The organism is Candidatus Enterococcus courvalinii, from assembly GCF_017315945.1.
In the GTDB taxonomy this organism is placed as follows: Bacteria; Bacillota; Bacilli; order Lactobacillales; family Enterococcaceae; genus Enterococcus_B; species Enterococcus_B courvalinii.
This window is the reverse complement of record NZ_JAFLWI010000006.1, coordinates 263556-287852: the sequence shown is the minus strand read 5'-3', so window position 1 is coordinate 287852 and position 24297 is coordinate 263556. Positions and strand designations below refer to the sequence as shown.

General features: G+C 34.7%; 27 protein-coding genes and 1 tRNA gene. 6 read left to right on the top strand and 22 right to left on the bottom strand.

Going from position 1 to position 24297, the window contains the following annotated elements; translation table 11 throughout:
* Positions 1-131: 131 nt before the first annotated feature.
* On the bottom strand, positions 132-3446 hold the full coding sequence (gene dnaE, locus JZO71_RS05735; RefSeq protein ID WP_206898588.1) for a DNA polymerase III subunit alpha: 3315 nt from the start codon (positions 3444-3446) through the stop codon (positions 132-134).
* A gap of 118 nt (positions 3447-3564) precedes the next feature.
* Here dnaE and JZO71_RS05730 point away from each other — a divergent pair, with 118 nt between their 5' ends.
* Positions 3565-3753, top strand: a complete 189-nt coding sequence (locus tag JZO71_RS05730) for a YjzD family protein (protein WP_206898587.1) — start codon at positions 3565-3567, stop codon at positions 3751-3753.
* Positions 3754-3816: 63 nt separating this feature from the next.
* Here the strand turns inward: JZO71_RS05730 and JZO71_RS05725 are convergent, their stop codons facing one another.
* Together JZO71_RS05725 and JZO71_RS05720 are read right to left on the bottom strand one after the other, a co-directional pair.
* Positions 3817-5013, bottom strand: coding sequence for a multidrug efflux MFS transporter (locus JZO71_RS05725; RefSeq protein WP_206898586.1), 1197 nt, complete (start codon positions 5011-5013; stop codon positions 3817-3819).
* Between the two features lie 234 nt (positions 5014-5247).
* The gene (locus tag JZO71_RS05720; RefSeq protein ID WP_206898585.1) at positions 5248-6684 is read right to left on the bottom strand and encodes an NCS2 family permease; all 1437 of its coding nucleotides are present in this window, start codon (positions 6682-6684) and stop codon (positions 5248-5250) included.
* Positions 6685-6961: 277 nt separating this feature from the next.
* Between JZO71_RS05720 and JZO71_RS05715 the strand changes: the two genes are divergently transcribed.
* Complete coding sequence (locus JZO71_RS05715) at positions 6962-7771, top strand: Cof-type HAD-IIB family hydrolase (RefSeq protein WP_206898584.1); 810 nt, start codon at positions 6962-6964, stop codon at positions 7769-7771.
* A 242-nt stretch (positions 7772-8013) separates the two neighbouring features.
* Here JZO71_RS05715 and asnB read toward each other — a convergent pair whose 3' ends face one another.
* The 17 genes from asnB to JZO71_RS05630 all read right to left on the bottom strand — a co-directional run bounded on the left by asnB (position 8014) and on the right by JZO71_RS05630 (position 18977).
* On the bottom strand, positions 8014-9909 hold the full coding sequence (gene asnB / locus JZO71_RS05710; protein WP_206898583.1) for an asparagine synthase (glutamine-hydrolyzing): 1896 nt from the start codon (positions 9907-9909) through the stop codon (positions 8014-8016).
* A 603-nt stretch (positions 9910-10512) separates the two neighbouring features.
* The gene (locus JZO71_RS05705; RefSeq protein WP_206898582.1) at positions 10513-11505 is read right to left on the bottom strand and encodes a hypothetical protein; all 993 of its coding nucleotides are present in this window, start codon (positions 11503-11505) and stop codon (positions 10513-10515) included.
* A complete protein-coding gene (locus tag JZO71_RS05700) occupies positions 11499-12011 on the bottom strand; it encodes a Panacea domain-containing protein (protein WP_206898581.1) in 513 nt (170 codons plus the stop codon). The genes JZO71_RS05705 and JZO71_RS05700 overlap by 7 nt, the downstream gene beginning before the upstream one ends.
* 131 nt (positions 12012-12142) lie before the next feature.
* The gene (locus JZO71_RS05695) at positions 12143-12730 is read right to left on the bottom strand and encodes a hypothetical protein (protein WP_206898580.1); all 588 of its coding nucleotides are present in this window, start codon (positions 12728-12730) and stop codon (positions 12143-12145) included.
* Positions 12731-13338: 608 nt separating this feature from the next.
* The gene (locus tag JZO71_RS05690; protein ID WP_206898579.1) at positions 13339-13776 is read right to left on the bottom strand and encodes an ArpU family phage packaging/lysis transcriptional regulator; all 438 of its coding nucleotides are present in this window, start codon (positions 13774-13776) and stop codon (positions 13339-13341) included.
* Positions 13773-14030, bottom strand: coding sequence for a hypothetical protein (locus JZO71_RS05685; RefSeq protein WP_206898578.1), 258 nt, complete (start codon positions 14028-14030; stop codon positions 13773-13775). The genes JZO71_RS05690 and JZO71_RS05685 overlap by 4 nt, the downstream gene beginning before the upstream one ends.
* A gap of 140 nt (positions 14031-14170) precedes the next feature.
* Positions 14171-14767 (bottom strand): positive control factor, encoded by a 597-nt coding sequence (locus JZO71_RS05680; RefSeq protein ID WP_206898577.1) that lies wholly within the window; start codon positions 14765-14767, stop codon positions 14171-14173.
* 91 nt (positions 14768-14858) lie between these two features.
* On the bottom strand, positions 14859-15008 hold the full coding sequence (locus JZO71_RS05675) for a hypothetical protein (protein WP_206898576.1): 150 nt from the start codon (positions 15006-15008) through the stop codon (positions 14859-14861).
* Positions 15009-15042: 34 nt separating this feature from the next.
* Positions 15043-15591: a hypothetical protein gene (locus JZO71_RS05670; protein WP_206898575.1), complete on the bottom strand. Its 549-nt coding sequence runs from the start codon at positions 15589-15591 to the stop codon at positions 15043-15045.
* A 2-nt stretch (positions 15592-15593) separates the two neighbouring features.
* Positions 15594-15938, bottom strand: coding sequence for a hypothetical protein (locus JZO71_RS05665; protein WP_206898574.1), 345 nt, complete (start codon positions 15936-15938; stop codon positions 15594-15596).
* Positions 15929-16801 (bottom strand): ATP-binding protein, encoded by an 873-nt coding sequence (locus tag JZO71_RS05660; protein ID WP_206898573.1) that lies wholly within the window; start codon positions 16799-16801, stop codon positions 15929-15931. The genes JZO71_RS05665 and JZO71_RS05660 overlap by 10 nt, the downstream gene beginning before the upstream one ends.
* 2 nt (positions 16802-16803) lie before the next feature.
* On the bottom strand, positions 16804-17538 hold the full coding sequence (locus tag JZO71_RS05655; protein WP_206898572.1) for a DnaD domain protein: 735 nt from the start codon (positions 17536-17538) through the stop codon (positions 16804-16806).
* On the bottom strand, positions 17525-17821 hold the full coding sequence (locus JZO71_RS05650; RefSeq protein WP_206898571.1) for a hypothetical protein: 297 nt from the start codon (positions 17819-17821) through the stop codon (positions 17525-17527). Before JZO71_RS05650 ends, JZO71_RS05655 begins: the two co-directional genes overlap by 14 nt.
* Positions 17821-18105 carry a hypothetical protein gene (locus JZO71_RS05645; RefSeq protein WP_206898570.1) on the bottom strand — a complete coding sequence of 95 codons (285 nt, stop codon included), beginning with the start codon at positions 18103-18105 and terminating at the stop codon, positions 17821-17823. The genes JZO71_RS05650 and JZO71_RS05645 overlap by 1 nt, the downstream gene beginning before the upstream one ends.
* Before the next feature lie 138 nt (positions 18106-18243).
* On the bottom strand, positions 18244-18411 hold the full coding sequence (locus JZO71_RS05640; RefSeq protein ID WP_206898569.1) for a hypothetical protein: 168 nt from the start codon (positions 18409-18411) through the stop codon (positions 18244-18246).
* 78 nt (positions 18412-18489) lie between these two features.
* The gene (locus JZO71_RS05635) at positions 18490-18789 is read right to left on the bottom strand and encodes a DNA-binding protein (protein WP_206898568.1); all 300 of its coding nucleotides are present in this window, start codon (positions 18787-18789) and stop codon (positions 18490-18492) included.
* 11 nt (positions 18790-18800) lie between these two features.
* The gene (locus tag JZO71_RS05630) at positions 18801-18977 is read right to left on the bottom strand and encodes a hypothetical protein (RefSeq protein ID WP_206898567.1); all 177 of its coding nucleotides are present in this window, start codon (positions 18975-18977) and stop codon (positions 18801-18803) included.
* Positions 18978-19146: 169 nt separating this feature from the next.
* Here JZO71_RS05630 and JZO71_RS05625 point away from each other — a divergent pair, with 169 nt between their 5' ends.
* The 3 genes from JZO71_RS05625 to JZO71_RS05615 all read left to right on the top strand — a co-directional run bounded on the left by JZO71_RS05625 (position 19147) and on the right by JZO71_RS05615 (position 22260).
* Positions 19147-19944, top strand: coding sequence for a helix-turn-helix domain-containing protein (locus tag JZO71_RS05625; RefSeq protein ID WP_206898566.1), 798 nt, complete (start codon positions 19147-19149; stop codon positions 19942-19944).
* 73 nt (positions 19945-20017) lie between these two features.
* On the top strand, positions 20018-20914 hold the full coding sequence (locus JZO71_RS05620; protein WP_206898565.1) for an Abi family protein: 897 nt from the start codon (positions 20018-20020) through the stop codon (positions 20912-20914).
* Between the two features lie 197 nt (positions 20915-21111).
* The gene (locus JZO71_RS05615) at positions 21112-22260 is read left to right on the top strand and encodes a site-specific integrase (RefSeq protein WP_206898564.1); all 1149 of its coding nucleotides are present in this window, start codon (positions 21112-21114) and stop codon (positions 22258-22260) included.
* Between the two features lie 104 nt (positions 22261-22364).
* Here JZO71_RS05615 and JZO71_RS05610 read toward each other — a convergent pair.
* Both JZO71_RS05610 and JZO71_RS05605 read right to left on the bottom strand, forming a co-directional pair.
* A tRNA-Ser gene (locus tag JZO71_RS05610) sits at positions 22365-22452 on the bottom strand.
* A gap of 128 nt (positions 22453-22580) precedes the next feature.
* On the bottom strand, positions 22581-23147 hold the full coding sequence (locus JZO71_RS05605; RefSeq protein ID WP_206898563.1) for a TetR/AcrR family transcriptional regulator: 567 nt from the start codon (positions 23145-23147) through the stop codon (positions 22581-22583).
* Between the two features lie 481 nt (positions 23148-23628).
* On the opposite strand from JZO71_RS05605, the gene JZO71_RS05600 reads away from it, so the two are divergent.
* Positions 23629-24225 (top strand): TVP38/TMEM64 family protein, encoded by a 597-nt coding sequence (locus JZO71_RS05600; protein WP_206898562.1) that lies wholly within the window; start codon positions 23629-23631, stop codon positions 24223-24225.
* The last annotated feature ends 72 nt before the right edge of the window (positions 24226-24297 follow it).

The window sequence follows — 24297 nt, the reverse complement described above, 5'->3', positions numbered from 1 at the left end:
GAAGACTTAGGCTATAACCGTTTGTTTGCAATAACCACGTCTAACATTCTAACATTATTTTTCTAACTTGTCTTGGTTAATAGCTAAAAAAATGAAAAAAAATGAAAGCACGTAGTATTTTTTACCGTAACTTATTTGAAAACAACATTTTCCTCCTGAAGCAAATAAGAAAGCTGCCCTCTCAGACTCTTACTCCCATCTACCCAGTTTTCCTCTGATAACACAATTTTCCGTTGATTTTTTTCATAGTATAAAACAACTGGAATGTAGCCAGGGTGTTTCTGAAAAATTGTTTTCAATTGACGCATGGTTTCATGGTCTTCTTGTTTTTCCGTAATTCTTAAATAACAAGTTTGATCCGGAAACTGTTTTTCAAATTCTTTTGCATCTGCAAATGTTTCACCAATCAATTGTAACTCTTGGTTATATTGGCTTATTTCACTACGCCCTTGTACAAACAATACTCGATTCATCTCAAAAAGATTTCTGAATTGGCGATACAGCTTAGGAAAAACAGTGACTGTTACTTCGCCTGAGCTATCTGTCCCATCCACAAAGGCCATTCGTTCTCCTTTTTTTGTCCGAATTTCACGAATGCTTTTGATGTATAACAACAAACTTACTGTCTGTTGAGGCACGATTTCGGTAATCGATTGAATCCGTTTAGCTAAACGTAGTCGCTCATAGCCTTCCGTGGGGTGCCCGGATAAGTAAACACCTAGATATTCTTCTTCCAGGGCTAAACGTTCATCTAACGAATAGTCTGCAACTTCTTCTTCTTTCAACGCCATGATTTCCATAAGATCCAAACTGCCACTACTATATTGAACATTTTGAATTTTCCCCTCTAAATCAAGCATGAGCTGTTTTCGATTTTTTTCTAGCTCATCAAATGTGCCCACCGCAACTAAAGGTTTTAGAATCTCTTCTTTAAGCCAACGCTTATCTATACGAATCAAAAACTCATCAACAGATGTGAACGAGCCATTCGCCTTTCTTTCATTAATAATCTCTTCTACAAAGTCTCGCCGAACCCCTTTGACTGCTGTCAATCCAAAACGAATCATTTGTGAATCAACTAACTCAAACCCATAAGCACTTTGATTGATAGAAGGCGGACTTAATGTCAACTTGTTCTTTCTCGCCTCAGCAAGGTATTCTTTCAACTTGGCAGTATTGTGTCGAACAGCATTCATCAAGCTAGTAAAGAATGCGCCTGGATAATGTGCTTTAAGATAAGCCATTTGGAATCCAACAAATGAATACGCAAATGCATGCGACCGATTAAATCCATAATTAGCAAAACGTTCAATATAATCATAAACTTCAATCGCTTTTTCTTTAGAATAGCCCTGCTTTAGTGAACCAGCTACAAAATGTTCTCTTTCTCTATCAATAACTTCCTTTTTCTTTTTACTAATCGCACGACGCAAAATATCTGCTTGACCTAAAGAAAAACCAGCCATCGTTGAAGCAATCTGCATAATTTGCTCCTGATAAACAATGACACCATAAGTATTTTCCAGAATTGGTTTTAATGTGTCGTCCGGATACTTGATAAGTTCTTTTCCTTTTTTACGTGCAATAAATGTATCAATGTTTTGCATAGGCCCGGGTCGGTACAAAGCATTCACAGCAGCGATGTCTTCGATATTTTCAGGTCCTAATCGCCGTAAAACATTTCGAATTCCCGCTGATTCAAATTGAAAAACACCAGTTGTCTCACCTTTTTGAAATAAATGGAACGTTTTCGCATCGTTCAAAGGTATCTGTTTGAGTTGAAGATCAATTTTTTCTACACGTTTGATTGATTTAAGCGCATAATCAATAATTGATAAGTTCCGTAAACCTAAGAAATCCATTTTCAACAATCCGATTTCTTCCACAGCATTCATCGTGTATTGCGTTAAAAAAGCTTCGTCTGATCCCTGTTGTAAAGGAACCAGCTCTAATAGATTACGGTCGCTTAGTACCACCCCTGCCGCATGTGTCGAAACGTGGCGTGGCAATCCTTCTAAAATTGTTGCTGTTTGAAACAACAATTGATTTTTTTTATTTGCTTGCACCAATTCAACTAGTTTATTCGAGGATTGGTAAGCTTGTGACAAAGTGATTTTTAATTGATTAGGAATCGCCTTTGACCACCGATTTGCCTCACTTTGTGAAACACCAAACACTCGAGCAACGTCTCTCAATACCATTTTGGCAGCCATTGTTCCAAACGTTGCAATCTGTGCCATATGATACTGTCCGTATTTTTCTCGGACATAATTCAAGACTTCTTCACGTTTATTATCAGGGATATCCAAGTCAATATCAGGCATTGTGTAACGTTCTGGATTTAAAAAACGTTCAAAAAGCAAATGATATTTCAAAGGATCCACGTCTGTGATTGCTAAAACATAAGCAACTAATGAACCAGCTGCTGATCCCCGACCCGCCCCAGTAACGATTTTTTGTTTGTGAGCGAATGCCATCACATCCCATACAATTAAAAAGTAATCATCGAACCCCATTTGATGAATAATCGACAATTCATAGTCTAAACGTTCTTGATATTCTGGTGTCAAAGATTCCACTCTTTTTGATAACTGACTTTGGCATAACTGTTTGAGGTACACTGCTGCCGACTCATCATTTGGGACTGGATAATGTGGTAATAGCTTTTGATGAAATTGAAACTCAAAATTTACTGATTCAGCTAATTTTTGAGTTGTTTCAAGAACTTTGTGTGTATATCTCTCATTAAATTGCTGAATTCTCTTACTCTCTGGTTCAAGGAAATTTTTATTTTCTAATTGACTAACTTCTGCTAATTCATCAGGTGAAATCTGTGTTCCTTCTTTAATATGCTTCATTGTTTCTAATGCAAACAAATCTTCCTGATGCAGACTTGCAATTGGATGCAATGCACACAGTTGTTCCTCTTCAGTTAGCAAAAACTCATACCATTCTTGAGAAGTTGAAGGGGTTTGGACAGTCACACCTCCATAAAAATCTTGTGGGTGAACTTTTTCTTTTAGCATTTGCCAATGACTTGAAAAAGTTTCTCCCTTACCATAATCATTTGCAATAGAATGCTTATCCGGAACCACCAAGATTAAATGATCTGTTTTCGTCCACATGTTCAGTTCGATAGTACCTTCAATCATTTTTTTGCTTGATACATTCATCAATTGTTGGTAACCAATCTTGTCTTTTGCATAAACTAGCAGTCCGTAGTCATTGTCTTCAAAAGTATACTCAAGATGTACACCAATAATTGGTTTGATGCCCTCTTTGACACACTCTTGGTAAAATTCTGCAGCACCATACAAAACATCCTCATCCGTGATAGCTAAATAAGTGTAACCCAACTTTTTAGCCTCATGGACATATTCTTGGATGCGAATCGTGCTTTGTAATAAAGAATACGAAGTTCTCGTATACAGTTGTGGAAAAAACATCTTGCATTCCGCCTTTTTTTTCGTTAAAATTCACTATCGATAATACAATTAAGCCTTGTACCTTGCTTTACATTCAAAAAAATTCTGTTAAAATTGGGATAGAAAAGAGGTGTTCTTCATGCGATATATTGTAACGTTATTTTGGTCTCTAGTTTTAGGACAAGTTGTTGGTTACATTGGTGGTGCCTTGACACAAGGAACTTACGATTTTACTTTGACAGCAATTCTGTCATTAGTTACTGGTATCATTATCATCTTAATCGGTGCAGTTGCTCCAACAAAAAAAGAAGCCTCATCGCACTCATAGTAAATCAAAACAGATTGGGAAAGCAAGTTTTCCCAATCTGTTTTTTTGTCTACAATTCTTTTTTTAAAATTTACTACGCAAAACCTTTCTAAAATTAAAAAGCGAAAGGCCGATATTTGATAAGACAAAACAACTCGTTACTACGAAAACTGCACTGTAACCAAACGAGTGCGCTACAGTCGAACCAAGCATTGGGCCTAAAACCTGTCCAAAGTTACTAAACATTTGATTGTAACTATACACTCGACTTACACCCTCTTGAGGAGTGATTTTGCTAATCAACGTATTAATAGAAGGCATCAGCGCCCCAGTCGAAAAGCCCAAAATAAAACGTAATATCCCTAGCTGTAGTGGTGTTTGAACGAACGCCATAGGAAGGTAACAACAAAATGACAATACCAATCCAGCAAGCAACACCTTATGATTACCAATTCTATCGCCTAATTTTCCTAATTTAGGTGAAGATAACACCGCCGAAACCCCAGCAACTGAAACAATCAATCCACTAATAAAAAGAACATTATTGATATCCCCACTTAATTGACGAATATACAATGTTAAAATCGGACTGATACTAGTTACACCAATCTGTAAAATCAATGTGGTGATAAATAGTCCTACTAAAATAGAGAAGTGGTCCATTTTTGAAAAAATTTCTTTTGTGCTAACTAAATCTTTTTTCTCAACCGGATGAAAATCTTCTTTTACTAGAAAAATGGTTAATATCGTTGTTACTAAAAGTACCGCACCCGTGATAATAAACACATTTTCCATTCCAAACCATTGTGCTAATGCACCACCCATTGACGGACCAATCAAATTTCCTGCAATCGCTCCAGTCGAAAGTGTCCCTAGTGCCCAACCACTTTTTTCCTTTGGTGCTTGTGAGGCAATCATTGCTGTGGCATTTGGAATATACCCAGATAAAATTCCATTAAAGAAACGCATGATCAATAGCCAGTACACATTCGGAACAAAAGCCAGTGAGCCCATAGTGATCGTCATTCCCGCTGCCGCTCGAACCATCATAATTTTTCGCCCTTTTCGATCTGCTAAATTCCCCCAAACTGGAGCAACGATTGCTGCCGCAAAAGCAGTAACAGAAATCGCTAATCCAGAAAATAATTCAACTTGATCTTTAGGCGTCCCTAGTTGTTCGACGTAAACAGGAATAAACGGCATGACTAAACTAATACTTGCACCAGTGAAAAAACAACCAATCCATGCAATAATTAAATTTTTTCTCCATTTAATCCCCATTCATCATCCCTCTTTCATCTTTCTTCATCATACCTATTTTTAAAGCAACAAGCAACGAATGTGAAAGTAAAAATAAAAAAAGACAAAAAATTCTGACTTTTACAACTTTCAGCTAAAGAAAAAGACAAAAAGTAACGTCAGTAGACGCACCTTTTGTCTTAAAAGTTTTAACAAACAAAACATCATTCCTATTAATTTGTTTATTTTTTAATTGATTTGTTTAATTAAATTTAATTAGATAGTAGCTAAAATAATAAAGTTTAAGATAAACAAAATATCAACTACCCACAAAGCAAGAGATACTTCTTTTGCTTGTCCTTTAACTACCTTAACGATTGTATACATGATAAAACCAGCAGCAATCCCATAAGAAATACTATAGCAAAGTCCCATAAAAATTGAAGCAAAGAAAGCAGGTAGAGCTTCATCAAGATTTCCCCATTTGATATCCGCAAATGATGCCATCATCATCACACCTACTAAAACCAACGCAGAAGCAGTTGCTTGCGCCGGCACAATCGCGATCAACGGAGAAAATAAACTACTTAATGCAAATAAAATAGCCACAACTACTGATGTTAAACCTGTTCGTCCACCTGCCCCAATTCCAGCAGCAGATTCAACATACGTTGTTGTATTTGACGTACCAAATACTGCACCAACTGAAGTCGCAATTGCGTCAGCAAACAAAGCTTTATCCATTTTTGTTTTGAATCCTTTTCCGTCTTCCAACGCATCTTCATCTTCTTTTGAGAAAATGCCTGTACGACGTCCCGTTCCGATAAATGTACCGATCGTATCAAATGTATCTGATAAACTAAACGCAATGATTGTCATTAAAACTTGTGGAAGTCTTGAACTATCACTGAATAAAGATTGCATTCCCTCTGCTCCAAAAGCAGCACCAAAAGTTGTTCCTAATTCTTTAACTGAGTTTCCTAATGAATTAGCTTGCCAATCAATGGCTTGAAGATCAACCACGCCCATTAATACACCTAAGATAGTTGTCACAACAATACCAATCAACATTGCGCCACGAACATTCTTAACTACTAAAATTGCGGTAATAACTAACCCAATAACTGCTAATAAAATTGGTGCATTATTGAAATTGGCTAAAGCTGGTACGATTCCACCATTAATTGTTACGTTTGTTGCTTTGCCGCCTTCAACTACAGAACTCGTAATTGCTGATTGATCCGCACTGAAAGAAAGGAATCCAGCATTTTTAATACCCACATACGCAACAAAAATCCCAATACCGCCACCAATGGCATGTTGCAAACTTTCTGGAATTGCGTGAATAATCATTTTTCGAATTTTTGTTACTGTAATAAAAATATTGATCAAGCCACAAATAAAGACCATTGCCAAAGCTTCTTGCCAAGAATAACCAAGACCAAACACTACAGTAAAAGTAAAGAAGGCATTCAAACCCATTCCTGGTGCTTGTGCATAAGGAACATTTGCAAACAAACCCATTACTAACGTCCCGATAACCGAAGCGATAATCGTTGCCAAGAAAACTGCTTGAAACGGCATCCCTGAAGCTGATAAAATCGTTGGGTTAACAAAAAGAATGTAACTCATTGCAAAGAATGTCGTAACCCCCGCCATTATTTCTGTTGATACATTTGTTTTGTTTTCCTTCAATCCGAAAAACTTATCCATAAAAAATTCCACTCCCTGATTTTTTCTGATGAGGAAAGATAATAAATAAGACCAACAACTAATTTCCTCGAACAATTATTGATTATATAGTCGCTTCATTCGTTTTTCAACTAAAAAATGATATTTAAACATTAAAAAGCAAATAACGTTCGTGTTTTACGTCGGTTTTTTCAAAAAAAAATTATTTTTCATTCTTTGGTTATTGAGTTTGTCACTTGTTTATTACGGCAAATATGCTAGACTAAAACAAATATCAGCTGAGAAAGGACTATCGCCATTGAATAAAAAGCTAATTGCCATTGATTTAGATGGGACTACTCTGAATCAAGACTCTTTAATTACAACTAAAACCGAACAAACTTTAAAAAAAGCCATTGCAGCAGGTCACTATGTTAGTATCGCTACTGGCAGACCTTTTCGAATGAGTTATCAATTTTATCAACAGTTAGAATTAACGACCCCAATGGTTAACTTTAATGGGGCTCTTGTACACATTCCTAATCAACTTTGGAGTGGCGAAAAGGAATCACAAATCAACCGTGAGATTGCCTTTGAAATTGTCTCACAAAAAAAAGCATTGAATCTTGACTTCGTTGCTGCTGAAAATCGCGAAACATTTTTTATCGATAGCTTAGAATTTTTCGATGAAAAAATTTTTGCTTCTTCAAATCCAAGTGAAAAAAATCTGCTTTCTCCCCAAAACTTAATAACTAATCCGACTTCTCTATTAGTTCGTACAGAAAAACAATTTGCCGAGCAAGTATCAAATGAATTGACGCGGCAATTCGGTAGCTATGTAGATGTCCGCACTTGGGGTGGCCCAACAGCTATTCTAGAAATTGTTTCTAAAGGAATCGAAAAAGCAAAGGGCGTCCATCAAGTAGCTAATTATCTGGATATCAAACAAGAAGATGTCATCGCGTTTGGCGATGAACACAATGATCTTGAGTTATTAGAATATGCTGGTTGGGGAGTTGCTATGGCAAATGGCACAGACCAGCTAAAAGGAATTGCTAATGATATTACGGCAAAAACAAACCAAGAAGATGGTTTAGCTGACCATTTAGAAAAATTACTTCAACTATAATTTGTATCCATTAGAATAGATATAAAACAAAAAAGCCTAGGACAATCAATGGAGTAGCCTTCAAAAGTTAGACCAAACTCTAACTTTTGAAGGTCACTACATTCAATGCCTTAGGTTTTTTGTAATGAAAAACTAACTCATTAGAATAAATTCAAGTATTTCAACCATTGAAAAATAAGTTTTTCAATGGCTGAAATGCTTTTTCATTTATAAATAGTAACTCTCGTTTGTTTCTATCTTTCTTAAACAGTTACATAATCAATTGCTTCTGCTTGAGGGATTGTTTCATCAATGAAGTAAACTTTATACCAAGTCAAGAAGCTAAAAATAGTCCAAATCTTACGTTGCTCTTCTTTGATTCCTTCATGATGATTGTCTAATAATTCCATAATTTTATCTTGGTCAAAGAATTCTTTTGCAAAGTCTGCTTCAAATAAAGCTTTCACTTCTTGATAACCATGTTCTTCTTTTAACCAAGCTTTGATTGGTACAGGGAAACCTAATTTCACACGGTTTGACCATTCTTCTGGCAACTGTTTGTTTGCTGCTTGTCTGAAAATATCTTTCGTGTTGTTTTGGTTTAATAAATATTTACTTGGAATTTGTTGTGCTAATTTCATTACTTCGATATCCAATAATGGCACACGAACTTCCAAAGAACTTGCCATTGATAATTTGTCGGCTTTCAACAAAATATCTTTTGGCATCCATTGGTGCAGGTCAACATATTGCATTTTATTGACTTCATCCTTGATTCCATCCGTTTTTTCGTAATGGACGGTCATGATTTCATTCACAGATGGTGCATCCTGATAAGTCGCTGTCAATAAATCAGCAGCTTCCTTTTCCTCAAAGACACGTGCGTGACCAATGAAATATTCTTTAGCTGGCGCAAGCGATTCATATAAATGAATACGTCCGTGGAAGTTTTTCATTTTACCAATTTTACGGCCTAAACTATAGCGTGTTCCTTTTGGTAATTTTTTCAATCCTTGTGCAATCACACGAATAAATTTTGAATTTGTATGGAAACCATACGTTTGATAACCCGCAAATAATTCATCTGCTCCTTCACCGGATTGAACCACACGAACACTTTGTGAAGCAAGATTAGCTAAGAAATACAAAGGAACACAAGAAGGGTTTGAATCTGGCTCATCCAAATGATATTGGATTAATGGAAATGCTTTGAATGACATATCTCCGTCGATAACCGCCGCAGTATTATCTAAATCTAAAATCTCTGTCAATTTACGTGCTTCAATTGCTTCATTATATGTTTTATCATCAAAACCGATTGAAAATGAATGATCGGGTTTTAAAACAGAAGTTACGTAACTTGAGTCAACACCACTTGAAAGGAATGAGCCAACTTCAACATCACTGATTGTGTGTGCTTTGATTGAAGCTTTAACTGTTTCATCAATTTTGTCAATCCATTCTTGGCGAGAATGTGTACCTTTTGTTTCAAAATCAGCATCCCAATATTCTTGAATATCTAACTTGCCGTCTTTATAAGTAAAATAATGACCTTCTGGTAAACGGTATACGTCTTTAAAGAACGTTTCACCATTTAAAGGTGAATATTGGAAAGTCATATAAGGTTTCAACGCTTCCTTATTTAATTCTTTTTTAAAATCAGGATGTGGTAAGAAACTTTTGATTTCTGAGCCAAACATGAACGTGCCATTCATCTCTGCATAGTAATAAGGTTTGATTCCAAAATGATCACGGGCACCAAAAAGTTCATTTTTTTCATTGTCCCAAATAGCGAAAGCAAACATTCCACGAATTTTTTGTAATAATTCTGTTCCCCATTCTTCATAACCATGAAGTAGGACTTCCGTATCAGCATGTGTGCGAAAAACATGTCCTGCGGCAAGTAATTCTTCTCTCAATGGACGATAGTTATAAATCTCACCATTAAAGATAATGATCTTTGTTCCATCTTCATTATAAATAGGCTGTGTTCCGCCTTCTAAATCAATAATACTCAATCTTCTAAAACCTAAAGCAACGTGTTTATCGACATACTCACCAGAACTATTTGGTCCACGGTGTACAATGCGATCCATCATCGCGTTTACAACTGCACTCTTGTTATCTTTGTCATTGACAAAACCGACAATCCCGCACATTTAACTTTCACATCCTAATATAAATTACTTTTTCATTTTTTTATTTCATGCTTCTCATCTTAACACACTCGAAAAGTGCTTGCGAAAGGTTCTTCTCTAACAGTTTCGTCACATGAAAATAAGTCATGAAAACTTTTGCACATTTAATAAAAAGTTTTTCAATAACTAATTTAACATGTTTTCTTTTATGATGCTATCTTAATCACTCATGTTAAAAGAAATTTTTACTCTCTCATTTGTTCTATTCTATTTTTTTAATTACACGACGTCTAAAAAAGGATTTTTTTAACTTTCCCCTCATTTTTATTCTATTAAACCTGCATTTATTCACAATTATTTTTTGTTTAGTTGTTATGTGACAAAACAAAAAAGATTGAGACATGAGCCTCAATCTTTTTCTGTTTATTCTAGTGGCTTAAATAAGGAAGGTACAGGTTTAACTAAGAGCTTTCTCAGCTATACCCATACCTTCAAAAATCAGTATTCTAAAGCTATTTCAGTAAAACCGACATACCTGTATTTCTATCCACTGCAATCAAATGCAGTGGATATGCAGTAAAACTTCAATCTAACGTGGGGCGGCCGTTCACTTTGTGGGCGGTTTTATTTTTGCTTTCTGAAAGTTTTAAATAGATTAAAGTCCGGTTTTTTGAAAACTTCATATAAAACAAATATAATCATAATAATCATAACAATTGGAATTCCCCACGCTAGAACTTTAAACAGGTATTGGTGTGTTGCCTGAAACACATCAATTCCAGCAATATTTTCATAGGATTCAATATATTCGCCTATTAAAAACACAAATATGAAAGATAATACAAGTGAAAAGAGTGTTCTATGTCTTTGGAATAATGAATGTTCACATGGAAGACCTCTTTTATAGCAATCACATGATGTGAGTTTTCTATCAGTAATTCGCGCAACCCATTGTAATAATCCAAAAATCAATAAAGTTAAAGAAAGCATGATACCTGAGCTTATTATCAACATTCTTCCCATAGACCATTTACTTCCTAAACTTACTATGGCTTCAGACAAACCGTCAAAGCCACCAAACAATCCAAATATTAGAGCTGAAAAAATACCAAGTATAGCTATAAATTCAGTATAGATACTACCTTTTACTTGCTCCATTTTATCTATTTGCAATTCTGCATCAGATAATTTATCAGTAGCTTCTTTGATCTTTTCTTCTAAATTTAAAATTTTATCTTCTGCTTCTTTACTAATTTTAAGAGCTTCAAGTGAATTTTTTTTAATATACTCTTGCTGAATAACAGCAAGCCTGATATGTCTATTAATTGATTTAAAAAATAAATCAATATTAGGATGCAAACTGATATCATCTGGAATATCATCTTCATATAATTTTTGAGTAACATCAAAAAGAGCAATCAACTCATCTGGATTCTCTATTCCTTTTTCAAAAATATAGAGCGTTATCGCATCATAAGGTGACGGGCTTTTCTGGCTATCGATAGCTTCCAATATTTCTATAATGGCCTTTTTATTGGCAATAAGATAATTTTCATTTGAAGCTTCAAGAACTATTTCCACAAAGATTTTAGCTAAATCCTTATTTTCATTCACCATATTCTGGCTTCTTCATGTTCTATAAAATACTTTCTCATTAGCTCAGCATCATAAACCAAATGTTGCTCACCGTTCATAATCTTAGCTTCATCATTTCTCCATTCAGTATGCTTATGCGTTTCCTCAACTAGTTCAAATGGATTGAATGTTGATAAGTGCTCAATACTTTCATTTAAAATACTTTGCACATCTAATGGGATAGAATTAATATCAAATTCGTTAGCATTAAATAGAATGCCTTCATCTGTAATTTCAACACTCTCATGACTACTAAGTTCTGTAATCTTGTTTGCTTGACTATTTTTATACTCATGATAAACATCACTAACAACAGGACCAAACTTCCATTTTTCTAAAGGTTCTTCAAATAATGGTTCATTTCTTTCAAACAAAAATCTTGCATTTACAAAATATAAATATTTTTGTAACTCCAAATTTGAAATAGGCATCCCTGCATCAATTCTATTTTGTAAAATAAAATCAGCTATGTCCATTGCGCTAAACATAATGCATCACCTTTCTACTTTTCTTACTGTACATTTCATCTACACAAATAATATCACACAGTGTCAAGAAAGCATAAATGATATACGTTGTCAATGACTTAAAAAAGCCAGTCTCACGACTGACTTCGTACTTATTTTTGTAATACTTGGGTTTCTTTATTTTCAAGTTGATTATACCCATCAACTTTCCCTTGCATAAAATTTAAAGCAATCGTCAAACGTGTAGAAGTTCCACCAGAAATTGCATTAACTACACCTTGACCAGAATTCTTTACTCCATCCAAAAAATCCATTTCATTCATATACGTTTTACCAATAACTAAAAATCCTTTATCCTCAGCAATCTTTTCTAAACGGCGTAATGCTGGATAATTATCTCTAAATTTACGGAAATAAGCTCTCATCTCTGCTAAGTCTAGATTGCTATTCGCAATCATTTCTAACTCTCCAACGTGATTCGGTTGAATATCTGCAAAATACTTTTTATCTAATTCGTTTTGATAACCTGCTATTCCGTCATCTAAAAGTTGTTGTGCTCTTTCTTGTAACGCTGCTAATTTTTCTTTAGCTTCATTGTCAATTCTTTTATTTTCTTCCTGCAAATATTCACCTAAAAAACGTTGCATATTGATTTTAAGTTGTTCATCTAATTTTGTTGCTACTTCCTGTGCTTGTGTAGCGATATTAGCTAATACTTTATACATTGATTGATATTCCATTTCTATTCCTCTTTTCGTTTTATTAGGTTTTATTAGGTTTTCTATGTGCTGGTAATACAATTTAATACCATGTTTTACCAAGTTTTAGGTAAAGTTTAGTAAGGTTCGTTATGTGCTGGTACCATATTTCGTAATGCCGACATTTGCCTACATTTTATAAGGTTTAATGTCTGGTTTTCATTAAGTGTTTAAACGCTGGCTACATAGCTTTTTGCTCTAACATTTTCTAACATTCTAGACGCCGTCACTATAAGATTTAATAGTAGGTTTTCGTAGGTTCCATAAGTCCTAAAAACATAGGATTTAATGTCTGGTTTTGTCAGGTTTTAGGTAAGGTTTGGTAAGGTTCTTTATACGCTGATTCTATGGTCTTTGCTGACAGGTTTTGACAGGTTTTGACAGGTTTTGACAAGTTCCATCACCTCCTAAACTGTGTTTGTTTTGTAGATGCACATATGTTTGTTTTGAAACATTTGTTTTGTAATCACGACTGCTAACCAGTAAGCAGATGTTCTATTACCAAAGGATAGACAGAACTTTCAGCATAGTTGCATTCATTTTTTGTATGCAACCTTTTTGCAACCAGCCAATCAGAGCGCTCCGATTCACTATCCTGTAACGGAGCGTTCTTCTTCACACCACACAATAAGTTCTCCTGACTTATATGTCTCTGCAAAATGGATTAATGCCTGTGCTTTAAATCGTTGTACGCTTCTCTCGCTATAGCCTAGTTGTTGAGCGATTTGATAATTAGTTTGTGTATCTATTGCTAAAAAAGTTAAACGAAGGATTTCTCTCTCTTGTTCATCAAGACGATAGACTGCTTCAATAATCTCTTCACACTTCTTCTCAGCATCTAGTCGCCTAATTAACTGGTTTTCCATTGCATCATGTTTTGTTTGGCTCTTTGGCATATCGGATAGGTGTACACCTTGTAGCCTTACTCGGTGTCCGACTTGTCTTTCTAATCGTTTGTAATTTTTTAGTAGCTTCTTTGCTTTTGCCTTTGTTTCTTTCTCTTTGATCACACCAAACAATTCATTCAAGATGCATCATCCTTTTTTATTCTTTGAATCAACTCATTTTGCGTATGCTCAAATGCTTCACAAAGCGCCATGTAAGCCTGTTTAGGTTTTCTTAGAGATTTACCTATTCTTACGTCTATCTCTTTAGCAGTCAGTCGCCCTGGTCTCAAATCATCCGTAAGAAGATGAAAGGTCTCTTTTGGTTCATTGGGTAAGTAACTAACAATGTACTCAACTTGATTTAAGAAAGCCCAAAAGTTTAACTCAGTTTCCAACATAACTCGTTCTGTGGTGTACTTGTTTACTTGCTGGTAACGTTCATTTGCTTATTTTGAGTTATGATGTCGAACAAAACGCTTATACCTGATACAGGATTCTATGACCTCTTTCATCTTTTTACTGTCACCCAATCTACTCACCTCACACAATTGTTTTTTAATAAGTTCAATGGTTCATCATTAAAGTATTGATCCAGCTTATTTTTAATTCGTTGCGACGTTGATTTAACAGTTCCAAGAGCTAAATCCATTTCTTTAGCCGCTTCTCCATAGGTATATAAATCAATATGAATCAAATGAAATAGCAGTTTTTCTTTATCTGATAACGCTCCTTCTATCTCATTTAGTTGGGCTTTTATCCCTTCTTCTTTGAACTTGATTTCCTCCACTGGCTTATTCATCTCTTGCAGATAGACTTGATAACTCGTTTGATCAATGTCTCCCAGCTTCATTGCTCGTCTGTGCTTTGGAATCTTACTGGCTTGTTCTTGGTCATATGGTTTCTCAACGCCATGCTCCAGCCAATACAAAGCGTAGCGAGTAGAGGTGATTGCTCCAGCGATTGTCTTTTGGTCTGCCACTTCTTGAGCAGTCCGCTCATCAACAATTTGATAGACAGTCTTACCATCTTTCTTAATTGGTTCACGTACCTTTTTCGCTATAATTGCTTGATATTGTTTCGTTAATAACCGTAAATCTTGTTTATACTCTTCAATAAGTGCTGGAGTATCCACTTTTTTCCACCTTCTTTACAACAAAAAAACAGACAGATACACCATTAGCATTTAAGCTAAGTAGTTGTATCCGCCTGTTTTCAGGTAGGATCTATTTATATTGTGTTTTTCTATTCTCATCCACCGTTTTAAGTTTCCCCTCATGGAAAGTAAGATTTACTTGCCCATATTTAGGTGGCACAATCATGATGGTTTGTTTGTCTTCTTGGACTACCTTAATTATACTATTTTGTTCACTCAATCGCTATCCCTCGCTTACTACATTTTACTACATTTCATTTATCTATTATTTCAAATTTAGCCCAACTTATACCAGATGTTCGCCAGTTCTTCACAGTGTATACATTCGCATCTATTTGTTCTGCTATTTCTCTAATTGTTCCTTCTGCCACATCATGGCCATTAATACTCATTCTGTATCTATGATGCTTAGATAAGCCTAGTTTACTTATTTTATAGCTAATTTGCTTAGGCTTTCTATTGAGCTTCTCAGCTAACTCCTTCAAAGACATTTTCTGGTAATTTGCTTTAAGAAATTCAATGTCTTTTGGCTTCCATGTTCGGTTATCAGGATATTTATATAGCTTTAGCTTCTTTCTCTGAAACTTAACAGCATCTATTGTCTTCCCTAATGCATGAGAAAGTTCTTTATCCGTCATCTTTTGATAGTTCTTTCTTAGAAAAGTCTTCTGTTTACCTTCCCACTTTTCAGAAATTGCCTGGCGCTTTTTCCGTTGTGTCCGACTGGCACGCATATAAAGCTCGTACTCTTTAGTATTTCCATTTTCTAAAGCAATCATCGCTTTTTTGATGTATGGATTCATCTCTACGCACCATATAGCCGTTGCTGCCATGTATCTAATTCAGCCGCTTCGATATCTTCAATCAGTTTACTCATGTCTTGAACCTGTGACTTATACGCTGCTAGGCCCTCAGAGCGTTCCTGTTCGTTTGTGGCAATATAATACCCTCGTTCCTCTAGCTTGCCACTACGCTGTGCACAGACAGGTATGCCTTTCTTTCTAAGCCGATTAATAACCTCATAGATACTCCGTTCATCTAAATCAACTAAAGAGGATAGTTCTTTAATTGCTACCTTTCTTTCTGACCCCAGAGGGATGCATTGTAGCACCCCTTCTTCTATGATGGTCAATTCTTTATTCAGTTCCATTTAACCCCTCCCATACGTTTGTCTTCTGTTTGCTTAAAGCGAAACGCATTTATCTGCCCTTGATTTGTTGCACTGCTCATAATTCTTGAAACGATTCGTTCACCATACAAATCAAGCATCTGTTTTGAGTTTAGATTGCTGGTAAAAATAGTCGCCTTATTCATCCTCGCTTCTACAAGGGAAGTTAATGTATCTAAGTTATAGTTAGTAGGTTGAGAGGGGGCTGTAATCTTTCCCAGTTCTGCTCCCAAATCATCAACAATCACAAAATCAACCTTTTTCAAGTCACTGATAACAGATTGCTGTATTGCTTTATACACCTCAGAATCATTAAGTCCAATTTTCATCTGCTCAAGTAGCTCTCGATAGCTTATAACTAAGCAACTCATCTTGTAGTCTGATTGCTTTGTAACAGCATTAACCATTGCAAAACTAAGATGCGTTTTCCCTACTCCAGGTTTTCCTGTGAGTAATGCATGAATAGGCTCTTTCTTTAAGATGCAACTTACCCAATATTCCGCCTTCTTCTTAGCAATTCTAGTTTCTTCATCGCATACAATGTAATTACTAAACTCATAGTTCCAAGCCGTTGTATCGGTCACAACAGAGTTACTTTTCATTCGATTGATTGCAGCCGCTCTTTTAGCCTCTACAGACTTCTTTTGTATCTTCTGGTCATTTCTCTTAGTCATGTCTGTATAGCTACAATTCGGACATACAGGGGCTGTAGAGCGTTTGTTATTTTTATCCTTATTCTTCCAGTAAAACATTTCTTGTCCACAGATAGGACAAGGGCCAGCATCAACAAAAAACTTTCCATACCGATCACCAAAACTTTTTCCCATCTTCTTTAATTTATCCATAGTCAAAAGTCCAAATTTAGATACTCAGGAGAATACTCATAGTTTTCTATTTTTCCTGAATTCGTTGTTTTTTGTTTCTTGTCTTCTGCTTTTACTTGTTCTACTGTAAGATATCTTTTTTTCTCGAAGTTTTTAAGGATGCCATTTACATAGCGATAATTACAATGACCGCTACTTACCGCTATTTCTAAAGCATGGGTGAGTAATGGTGCTATGTTCTCTTCAGATGCACCAATCTTGATAAAATCATCTACCCAATGATCTAGATGTTCTACAGTTATAGGAGCAAGCATCCCAAATCCATTGTTTTCCCAAAAAGCTAATACTGGTTTCAAAATATCACCATGGCCGCTACTAGTATTAGTTGTAGTATTAAATGTATTATTAAAAGATGTATTATTATCTTTAGCATTTTTGTTAATAGGGTGATTAACATTTTTGTTAATAGGGTATTGATTAATTCTTAAATACCTATTAACAATTTCGTTACTGCCTTCTTTATAAATCATTTCTCTACTTACATATCCACACCTTATTAAATCACTGATCCACCTTGAAATAGTCACTTTATTAACATCGTAGAGTGAAGCAAAATAATCATTACTAGCCCAACAAAATCCTTTCTCATTGCATAACGCAGTTATTTCTCCATAAAGAAGCTTTGCGTTGGCCGTAAGGCTTTTATCATACCTAACATTTGCCGGTATCGTTGCATAGTAACTTTTATGTTCGCTCATAATAAACTCCTGGTAATTTCCCTTGGCATCCATCAATTTCAAACATTAACTCAGTAAGAACATCATCAGTTTTCAAAATGGCTAAATCTATATCAGATAAAGCCTTTAATTTTTCGGGGGATAAAATCTTGTTTTTCTTATCATTATTCTCTTTGATAATACCTTCTGTACCGGATTTTACTAAACTTAAAATTGAATGTGCTAATTCAATTTTGCTGTAAATTTCATGCAGTTTAAGAATTTTTTCTTCTGTTTTTACAATTACTTTTTTATTTTTTTCCATCACGCTACCTCCTTAACTAACTCTTTAAATTCCTTAAATGTACGCATCTCATATGCCAGTACTATATCTTCATCAATACTTTGTCTTTCTCTCATTGAACGCATAACAACCTCCAGTAAGCTAAGAATCTGTGTAAAAGAGCTGTCTACTGCATTATTTTCAGTTTGGTAGTCCATCGCTTTGTCCAATAAAATTTCTAAAGTATCTATAATTTGGCCGTGTTCAATTGTCCCTCTATTTAAATTTCTTACAAAAATATCTGTATTTTTAATAAATTCGTTCATTTCATACTCTCCTCTTATTCAAATACTTGATTTCTAAAGAATAGGAAGATAAAATGAGAGCATAACAAATATATGTTGAAACATGATTTGCCAGTCTTGAGTGTCCGCTCAAGGCTCTTTTTTTATCTTCTATCATCCTTAATCCTCCATTGGTTCTAAATTCCTAGCTACACAAATGTAGTTTGCTGAGTAGTCTGATAAACCAACTAAATAGATGTCCTTTTGAATCTCAGCCAAAATCTCAACAACTGATCCAGTTTCGATAAACTTACTTTTTAACACCTTACATAAATCGCCTTTTTTCATCTCTCTCACCACCTTTCAAGTATTTGTAAGTAAAACTATGTGCTTCTCAATCGGAACGTCCCTTGCCCCACGCTAGGTCTATTTTTTGTATAGATCTAAGAAAGCATCTGCATCTTTCTGATCAATTCTTTCGTACCCTTCAATCATTACTACTTTCAAACCCTTTTTATCGATAAATACTTTCTTCAATGTGTTGTAACTTGTTGACATATAAGATGCTGCTTGCTTGTAGTTCATAAATCTAGGAAATTCTAACTTCTTTTTGTAAGCATTGATAAATGCTAGGGCTTGTTGCTTTCCTTCCTCTGCTGCAGCCATCTTCACCATTTCTTGTAAAGATGGTGACAAATCAAGTTCATCAATCTGTATTTTTGCCATCCTCGCTCCTCCTATTTTTGTAGTAGTTCATTAATGGCTTTTTCTACTCTTTTTTTGCGATCTTCGCGCATTTCCGTACGTAACCATACAGATAAGTTTCCTTGGCTTATACCTACTTTTTCTGCTACCTCCCAATATAAAATTCTGTTTGATTCAATTTTTTCTCTAATTTCTAAATTTGATTTCACAATGTAACCTTCTTGTTGGTTATTTACTAAAAAAACAACCCTTTCGTTGTTCGTCGATATGTTAAACTCTTTTATGGTTATTGTCAACAATAATAACCATAATATTGATTAAAATATTTGCTGTGGTATAATTTTGATAATAATAAAAAGAATTTTAGGAGACGATTTGATGATACGTTTTTCTTTAAAGGAAGTAATGAGCGATAAAAAAGTTTCGATTCAAGAGTTGTCTGATAATACTGGTTTATCACGAACAACTATTTCCAACATTAGCAATAATTTAGCACAGGGAATACAACTAGATACATTAGATAAAATTTTAAAATATTTAGAGGTTTCCGTAACAGAAATAATAGAATTCCAAAGTGATTACAGCTTTAATATTGATACAGTTTCTATAGATTATGAAATGAATACTATATTTTCGAAATTCAATTTTAAGAACCATATTGATATGCAAGATGCATCAATTCCTTTTTATGTGAATTTTGAACATATAAATAGAATGACACATTTTTATTTTTTTAATGAGCAAACAAAAGATAATGATATAACTTTCATAATGGCAGCGATATTAAAGCAAGGATATGACACTCCTATTCAACCTATACCCGATTTTTTGGAAATGAAACTTACAGATGATTTAGAAAACTTAGATAAAGAAAATCCTGAATCCCTTTTATCTTTACTAGAAAATGTAACCAGCATAAAAAAATTAATAAATGACTTGTTCGAAACATTCAATTTCAAATTTGCTCTATCTTTTTCCGATAAGATAAAAGATGATTATAATTCTGGTAATAGCTTTGCTTTAAATTGGAACAGTAATAACCGAACCATTGACCTTGCATACTCATTTAGTTGGGATGTAATGCCTGAAGGTTTGCCTTTATCCGATCAATCACTAACCAATGTATTAACATACGAAGACATTATGAACTATGCTCAAAACGCAATACAAAATTAGTATCTATCCGCCCTACATACCCAAACGCCCCACGTTAGGTAGTAAAAAAATAAATTTATAGAAAGGAGTATTTATGGTACATCAGCAACGAAAACTTCCTTTTCAAGAAATGTACACTCACATGGAATCTAAAGGAATAACCTTTAAATATCTCGGTAAAGCAGAAGCTATCAATACACTGGAAAATAAAAACTACTATTACAAGCTAACAGCTTTTAGAAAAAATTTTACGAAAAAGGACGGGCTGTATCATGATTTAGATTTTTCATATTTAATTGATCTAGCTTCAATTGATATGCAACTTAGGTATTTAATAATGGATATGTCCCTAGATGTCGAACATAATATCAAGACCATCCTTTTACGTCTAATTACTACAAATAATCAGGAAGATGGTTTCTCAATCGTTAAAGAATTTGAATTATATGATGATTATTCATTTACTAAAACTTTGAATACATTTAAGAAAAGTAGATATCTAAATGATATGTATCAAAAACGTGGAAATGATATTCCTATATGGACTTTAATTGAATTAATGGATTTTGGTAGTCTATGTAGTTTCGTAAAAATGTATTACAAAAAATATGGAAATGTACAATTAGAAAAAGCTGCAAAATTAATGATGTTTGCAAAATATTTAAGAAACTCTGCAGCTCATAGTAATATCCTCTCTATAAATGTTTTCGGAAAGACTAATCGCATCAACGGGAATCCTCAAGCCATGGTTTCTTCCTTTGCAAAACTGATTTCTATCGATTCTTATCAAGTTGGTTTCAAAAAAGTTCACGATGCAATATGTTTATTCTCATTATTCAAAACTTATGTATCTGGCCACGTTAGATATCTAAGAAAAAAAGAAGGTATCCGTCTATTAAAACGTTCTCTTAGACATAAGGATTGGTACAAAGCAAATTGGCAATTAAACTATATGTTTATAATTTTATACAAATTGGTTGACTTTCTATAAAACAATCTATATCATTTTAGATGAAGAAAGAGCAGGTAATGCTGCCGCTCTACACTTATGCGTGCATAAGAAAGAGTGCTAGGCTACATGTTTAAAGTCAACTATCATATTTGGTAGTTGGCTTTTTTATTTATCTTAGAACGACAAGCCTTCTTTTATACCCAAACGCCCCACGTTAGGTACTGGGAGGAAAAACAATGGCAACAATAAAGAAATATACAAAAAAAGACGGTTCATCCGCCTACATGTTTAAAGCATATCTTGGTACTGATCCAGTAACTGGCAAACGTATCAATAAAACAAAGCAAGGCTTCAAGACAAAGAAAGAAGCTCAGCTTGCATTATCCAGACTACAAACAGAGATAGAGAACTCTGGTTTTCGACAAGCAGAGAAGATGACCTTCCAACAAGTTTATGATCTATGGGTTGTGAACTATGAATTGACGGTTAAAGAATCAACGTTTGTTAAACAGACAGAGCAGTATAGATTGCATATACTTCCCTTCTTTGGCTCTCGTTTGATGGATAAAATCACTCCTGCTATCGTGCAGAGATTTGCTAATCAAAACGTTCAATACAAGCGATACAGAGAGTTTATAAGCAATACTTCACGTATCTTTGAATATGCTATGAAGACGGAACTTATTCGTGAGAACCCTGTAAAGAAAATCATTATCCCTACTCCACCAGAAAAATTGGATCGTGAGGATAAAAAGAATTTTTTTACGAAAGATGAGTTAAAGATATTCTTACAAGCATTAGATGATAGCAGCTTTCCAAAGCAAGCAACATTTTTACGGATACTTGAGATGAGCGGATGCCGTAGAGGTGAGATTTTGGGGCTTGAGTGGCGTTCAGTTAATTTTGAGGATAATTATATATCTATCACTCAAACGCTCTCCAGAGGAAAGAACAGACGGCTTTATTTGGAGTTACCTAAAACGAAAAGTTCTAAGCGTGAAGTCCCTTTAGATTCTAAAACAATGGATATGCTAAAGCAGTGGCGATTTCAGCAACGAAAAGACTTGCTACGCTTTGGCCATAACTCTATCAATCGCCATCAGCTTGTATTCTCAAGTCTAGAGGACAATTCATTTATCGAACTTGCTACACCTCGCAAATGGCTGCACACTGTTCTTAAACAAGCTGGGCTAAGAAAAATTACTTTGCACGGCTTACGACATACTGCAGCAACGATGATGCTTGAATCTGGGTTAACCTTAAAAGATGTATCTGATCGCTTAGGTCATGCTTCTATAGAAATCACCAGTGATTTATACATTCACATAACCGAAAAAAGGAAGCGTGAAAGTGTTGATCAAGTGATGAATTATCTCGAAAATTAGACCATATGCAGTGGAAATGCCGTGGAAAGCAAAAAAAGAAAGCTGAGGACATCAACAGAATGGCTCTGTATCAATGTTCTCAGCTCTCTATTTACAAATTAAAAAGGAAGGTACAGGACTTGAACCTGCGCGCCGGTATTAGCCGGTTCGGCGGATTTCGAGTCCGCTGCATTACCACTCTGCCAACCTTCCGCGATTTCTATTTTTAATCTTTTCAGCCAAAATGTCAAGTAACATTTTTTCAGTCCAGTCTTTGCGTTTCAGGTCAAAAGAAAAAGGCCACACGTAGTCAAACATCTACGCTAGCCTTTTATAAATTTTTAGCGGATAATTTCTGGATTGTCTAAGGACAGCACAGAGTCAATTGTTCTGGAAATCAAGGAAATGATTTGTTCTTCTGTCGGCTGCATGATGTTTGATGACATCAATGAAGCTAATCCAGTTACGACTACCCAAGTACCCGTATGTAACGCATCTATATATTCGTCAGATAAATGACTATATTTTTCGTCTTTCTTTGCGGCTTCATAGAAATAATTATATGAAAAATCATGCATTTTTTTACCATCGCCATGCTCATCGATATACAATGCCATGTACAGACTATGATGTTTTTTTGCAAAATTGATATAATTTAACCCTAAATCGATAATTTTGTCGCCAGTATGCTCCACAGGAAAAACTTCCTCTTTGAGTTGATCAAAAATGGAATCTAAAAGTGTATTCTTTAAATCCTCCATATTCTTAAACTCTAAATAAATAGGTTGCGTCGAAATCCCCATCTTCTTTGCAATGTTACGAGCAGTAAATCCCTTGAAGCCTTCTTTAGCAACAACTTCGTATGCTGCTTTTAGAATTTGATCTTTAGTATAGACTTTTCTTCTCATAAAAACTCCCCCACTTTGTACTGCGTATATGTTCTTTAATTGTAACCGATAACTAACCATCTTTGCAAACATTTTACTCATAATTGTTATATTTAAATCAAATGAAGATAAACTATTTAATCAAATTCTAATAGGGAAATGTTTCTTCATCAAATTATGCATTCCCTTTCATTTTTTGAGCATTCTATTTTTCCTTATTTTTTCACTCTTTTTTTGTCAGCTATGGTGAAAACATCGTTACTAACCAGATAAGGAAACTGCCGTTATTTATATTTATTTTCAAAAAGAAATAATTACTAAAGAAATTTCTCCGATAAAATTTAAATAAGTCTTTAGTAGGATGCAATTTCTTCACAAATCTTTTATACTTACTTCGAACTTACAAAACTGTTTGAGTAGTGTCATCTAAATAAGTAGCGTCTTTGCCACTTTATCGCGTATAGTAATCTTAGATTAAAAACCTTCAAGGAGATGATTCAAAATGAGCGTTGCAGCATCAAGAAAACTTATAAACTTTATTTCAATTATCGGTTTAGGCGTGTCGATCGCACTGACTGTTTACTTTATCAATCTTGGAGTCTTCAAAGACATCAATACATTGAGAGGTCTTGTTGGCCACTCAGTTATTCTTGGACCCATTGTTTTCATTTTGATTCAGATTCTACAAGTAGTCATTCCGATTATCCCCGGTGGTATCAGTACCGCAGCTGGTGTTCTGATTTTTGGTCCTTATGCTGGTTTTGTTTATAACTACGTTGGGATTTGTATTGGCTCAATCATTATCTTCTTATTAGGTAGACGCTACGGAAAACCATTTATTTTGTCTTTAATCAGTGATAAAACATACGACAAATATATTGGTTGGTTGGATAATCAAAGTCGGTTTGAGAAACTTTTTGCGCTTGCAATTTTCTTGCCAGTCGCGCCCGATGACGCACTTTGTCTGATGGCTGGTTTAACAAACATCTCCGTAAAGAAATTTTCACTAATTATTCTCCTTGCTAAACCACTTTCTATTTTCTTATATAGTATGGCATTGATTTACGGTGGACAATACTTGACTGGTTTACTTGGATAATGAGATTAAATAAATGAAAACATTCTGACACAGATTAGTGGTCTGACCTCTAACCTGTGTTTTTTTTCTTTT

Bases quoted from the DNA above. Each gene is read 5' to 3' on its own strand.
- dnaE (WP_206898588.1), bottom strand. From the start codon at position 3,446: ATGTTTTTTCCACAACTGTATACGAGAACTTCGTATTCTTTATTACAA.
- JZO71_RS05730 (WP_206898587.1), top strand. From the start codon at position 3,565: ATGCGATATATTGTAACGTTATTTTGGTCTCTAGTTTTAGGACAAGTT.
- JZO71_RS05725 (WP_206898586.1), bottom strand. From the start codon at position 5,013: ATGGGGATTAAATGGAGAAAAAATTTAATTATTGCATGGATTGGTTGT.
- JZO71_RS05720 (WP_206898585.1), bottom strand. From the start codon at position 6,684: ATGGATAAGTTTTTCGGATTGAAGGAAAACAAAACAAATGTATCAACA.
- asnB (WP_206898583.1), bottom strand. From the start codon at position 9,909: ATGTGCGGGATTGTCGGTTTTGTCAATGACAAAGATAACAAGAGTGCA.
- JZO71_RS05705 (WP_206898582.1), bottom strand. From the start codon at position 11,505: ATGGTGAATGAAAATAAGGATTTAGCTAAAATCTTTGTGGAAATAGTT.
- JZO71_RS05700 (WP_206898581.1), bottom strand. From the start codon at position 12,011: ATGTTTAGCGCAATGGACATAGCTGATTTTATTTTACAAAATAGAATT.
- JZO71_RS05695 (WP_206898580.1), bottom strand. From the start codon at position 12,730: ATGGAATATCAATCAATGTATAAAGTATTAGCTAATATCGCTACACAA.
- JZO71_RS05670 (WP_206898575.1), bottom strand. From the start codon at position 15,591: ATGAATCCATACATCAAAAAAGCGATGATTGCTTTAGAAAATGGAAAT.
- JZO71_RS05665 (WP_206898574.1), bottom strand. From the start codon at position 15,938: ATGGAACTGAATAAAGAATTGACCATCATAGAAGAAGGGGTGCTACAA.
- JZO71_RS05660 (WP_206898573.1), bottom strand. From the start codon at position 16,801: ATGGATAAATTAAAGAAGATGGGAAAAAGTTTTGGTGATCGGTATGGA.
- JZO71_RS05655 (WP_206898572.1), bottom strand. From the start codon at position 17,538: ATGAGCGAACATAAAAGTTACTATGCAACGATACCGGCAAATGTTAGG.
- JZO71_RS05650 (WP_206898571.1), bottom strand. From the start codon at position 17,821: ATGGAAAAAAATAAAAAAGTAATTGTAAAAACAGAAGAAAAAATTCTT.
- JZO71_RS05645 (WP_206898570.1), bottom strand. From the start codon at position 18,105: ATGAACGAATTTATTAAAAATACAGATATTTTTGTAAGAAATTTAAAT.
- JZO71_RS05640 (WP_206898569.1), bottom strand. From the start codon at position 18,411: ATGAAAAAAGGCGATTTATGTAAGGTGTTAAAAAGTAAGTTTATCGAA.
- JZO71_RS05635 (WP_206898568.1), bottom strand. From the start codon at position 18,789: ATGGCAAAAATACAGATTGATGAACTTGATTTGTCACCATCTTTACAA.
- JZO71_RS05625 (WP_206898566.1), top strand. From the start codon at position 19,147: ATGATACGTTTTTCTTTAAAGGAAGTAATGAGCGATAAAAAAGTTTCG.
- JZO71_RS05620 (WP_206898565.1), top strand. From the start codon at position 20,018: ATGGTACATCAGCAACGAAAACTTCCTTTTCAAGAAATGTACACTCAC.
- JZO71_RS05615 (WP_206898564.1), top strand. From the start codon at position 21,112: ATGGCAACAATAAAGAAATATACAAAAAAAGACGGTTCATCCGCCTAC.
- JZO71_RS05605 (WP_206898563.1), bottom strand. From the start codon at position 23,147: ATGAGAAGAAAAGTCTATACTAAAGATCAAATTCTAAAAGCAGCATAC.
- JZO71_RS05600 (WP_206898562.1), top strand. From the start codon at position 23,629: ATGAGCGTTGCAGCATCAAGAAAACTTATAAACTTTATTTCAATTATC.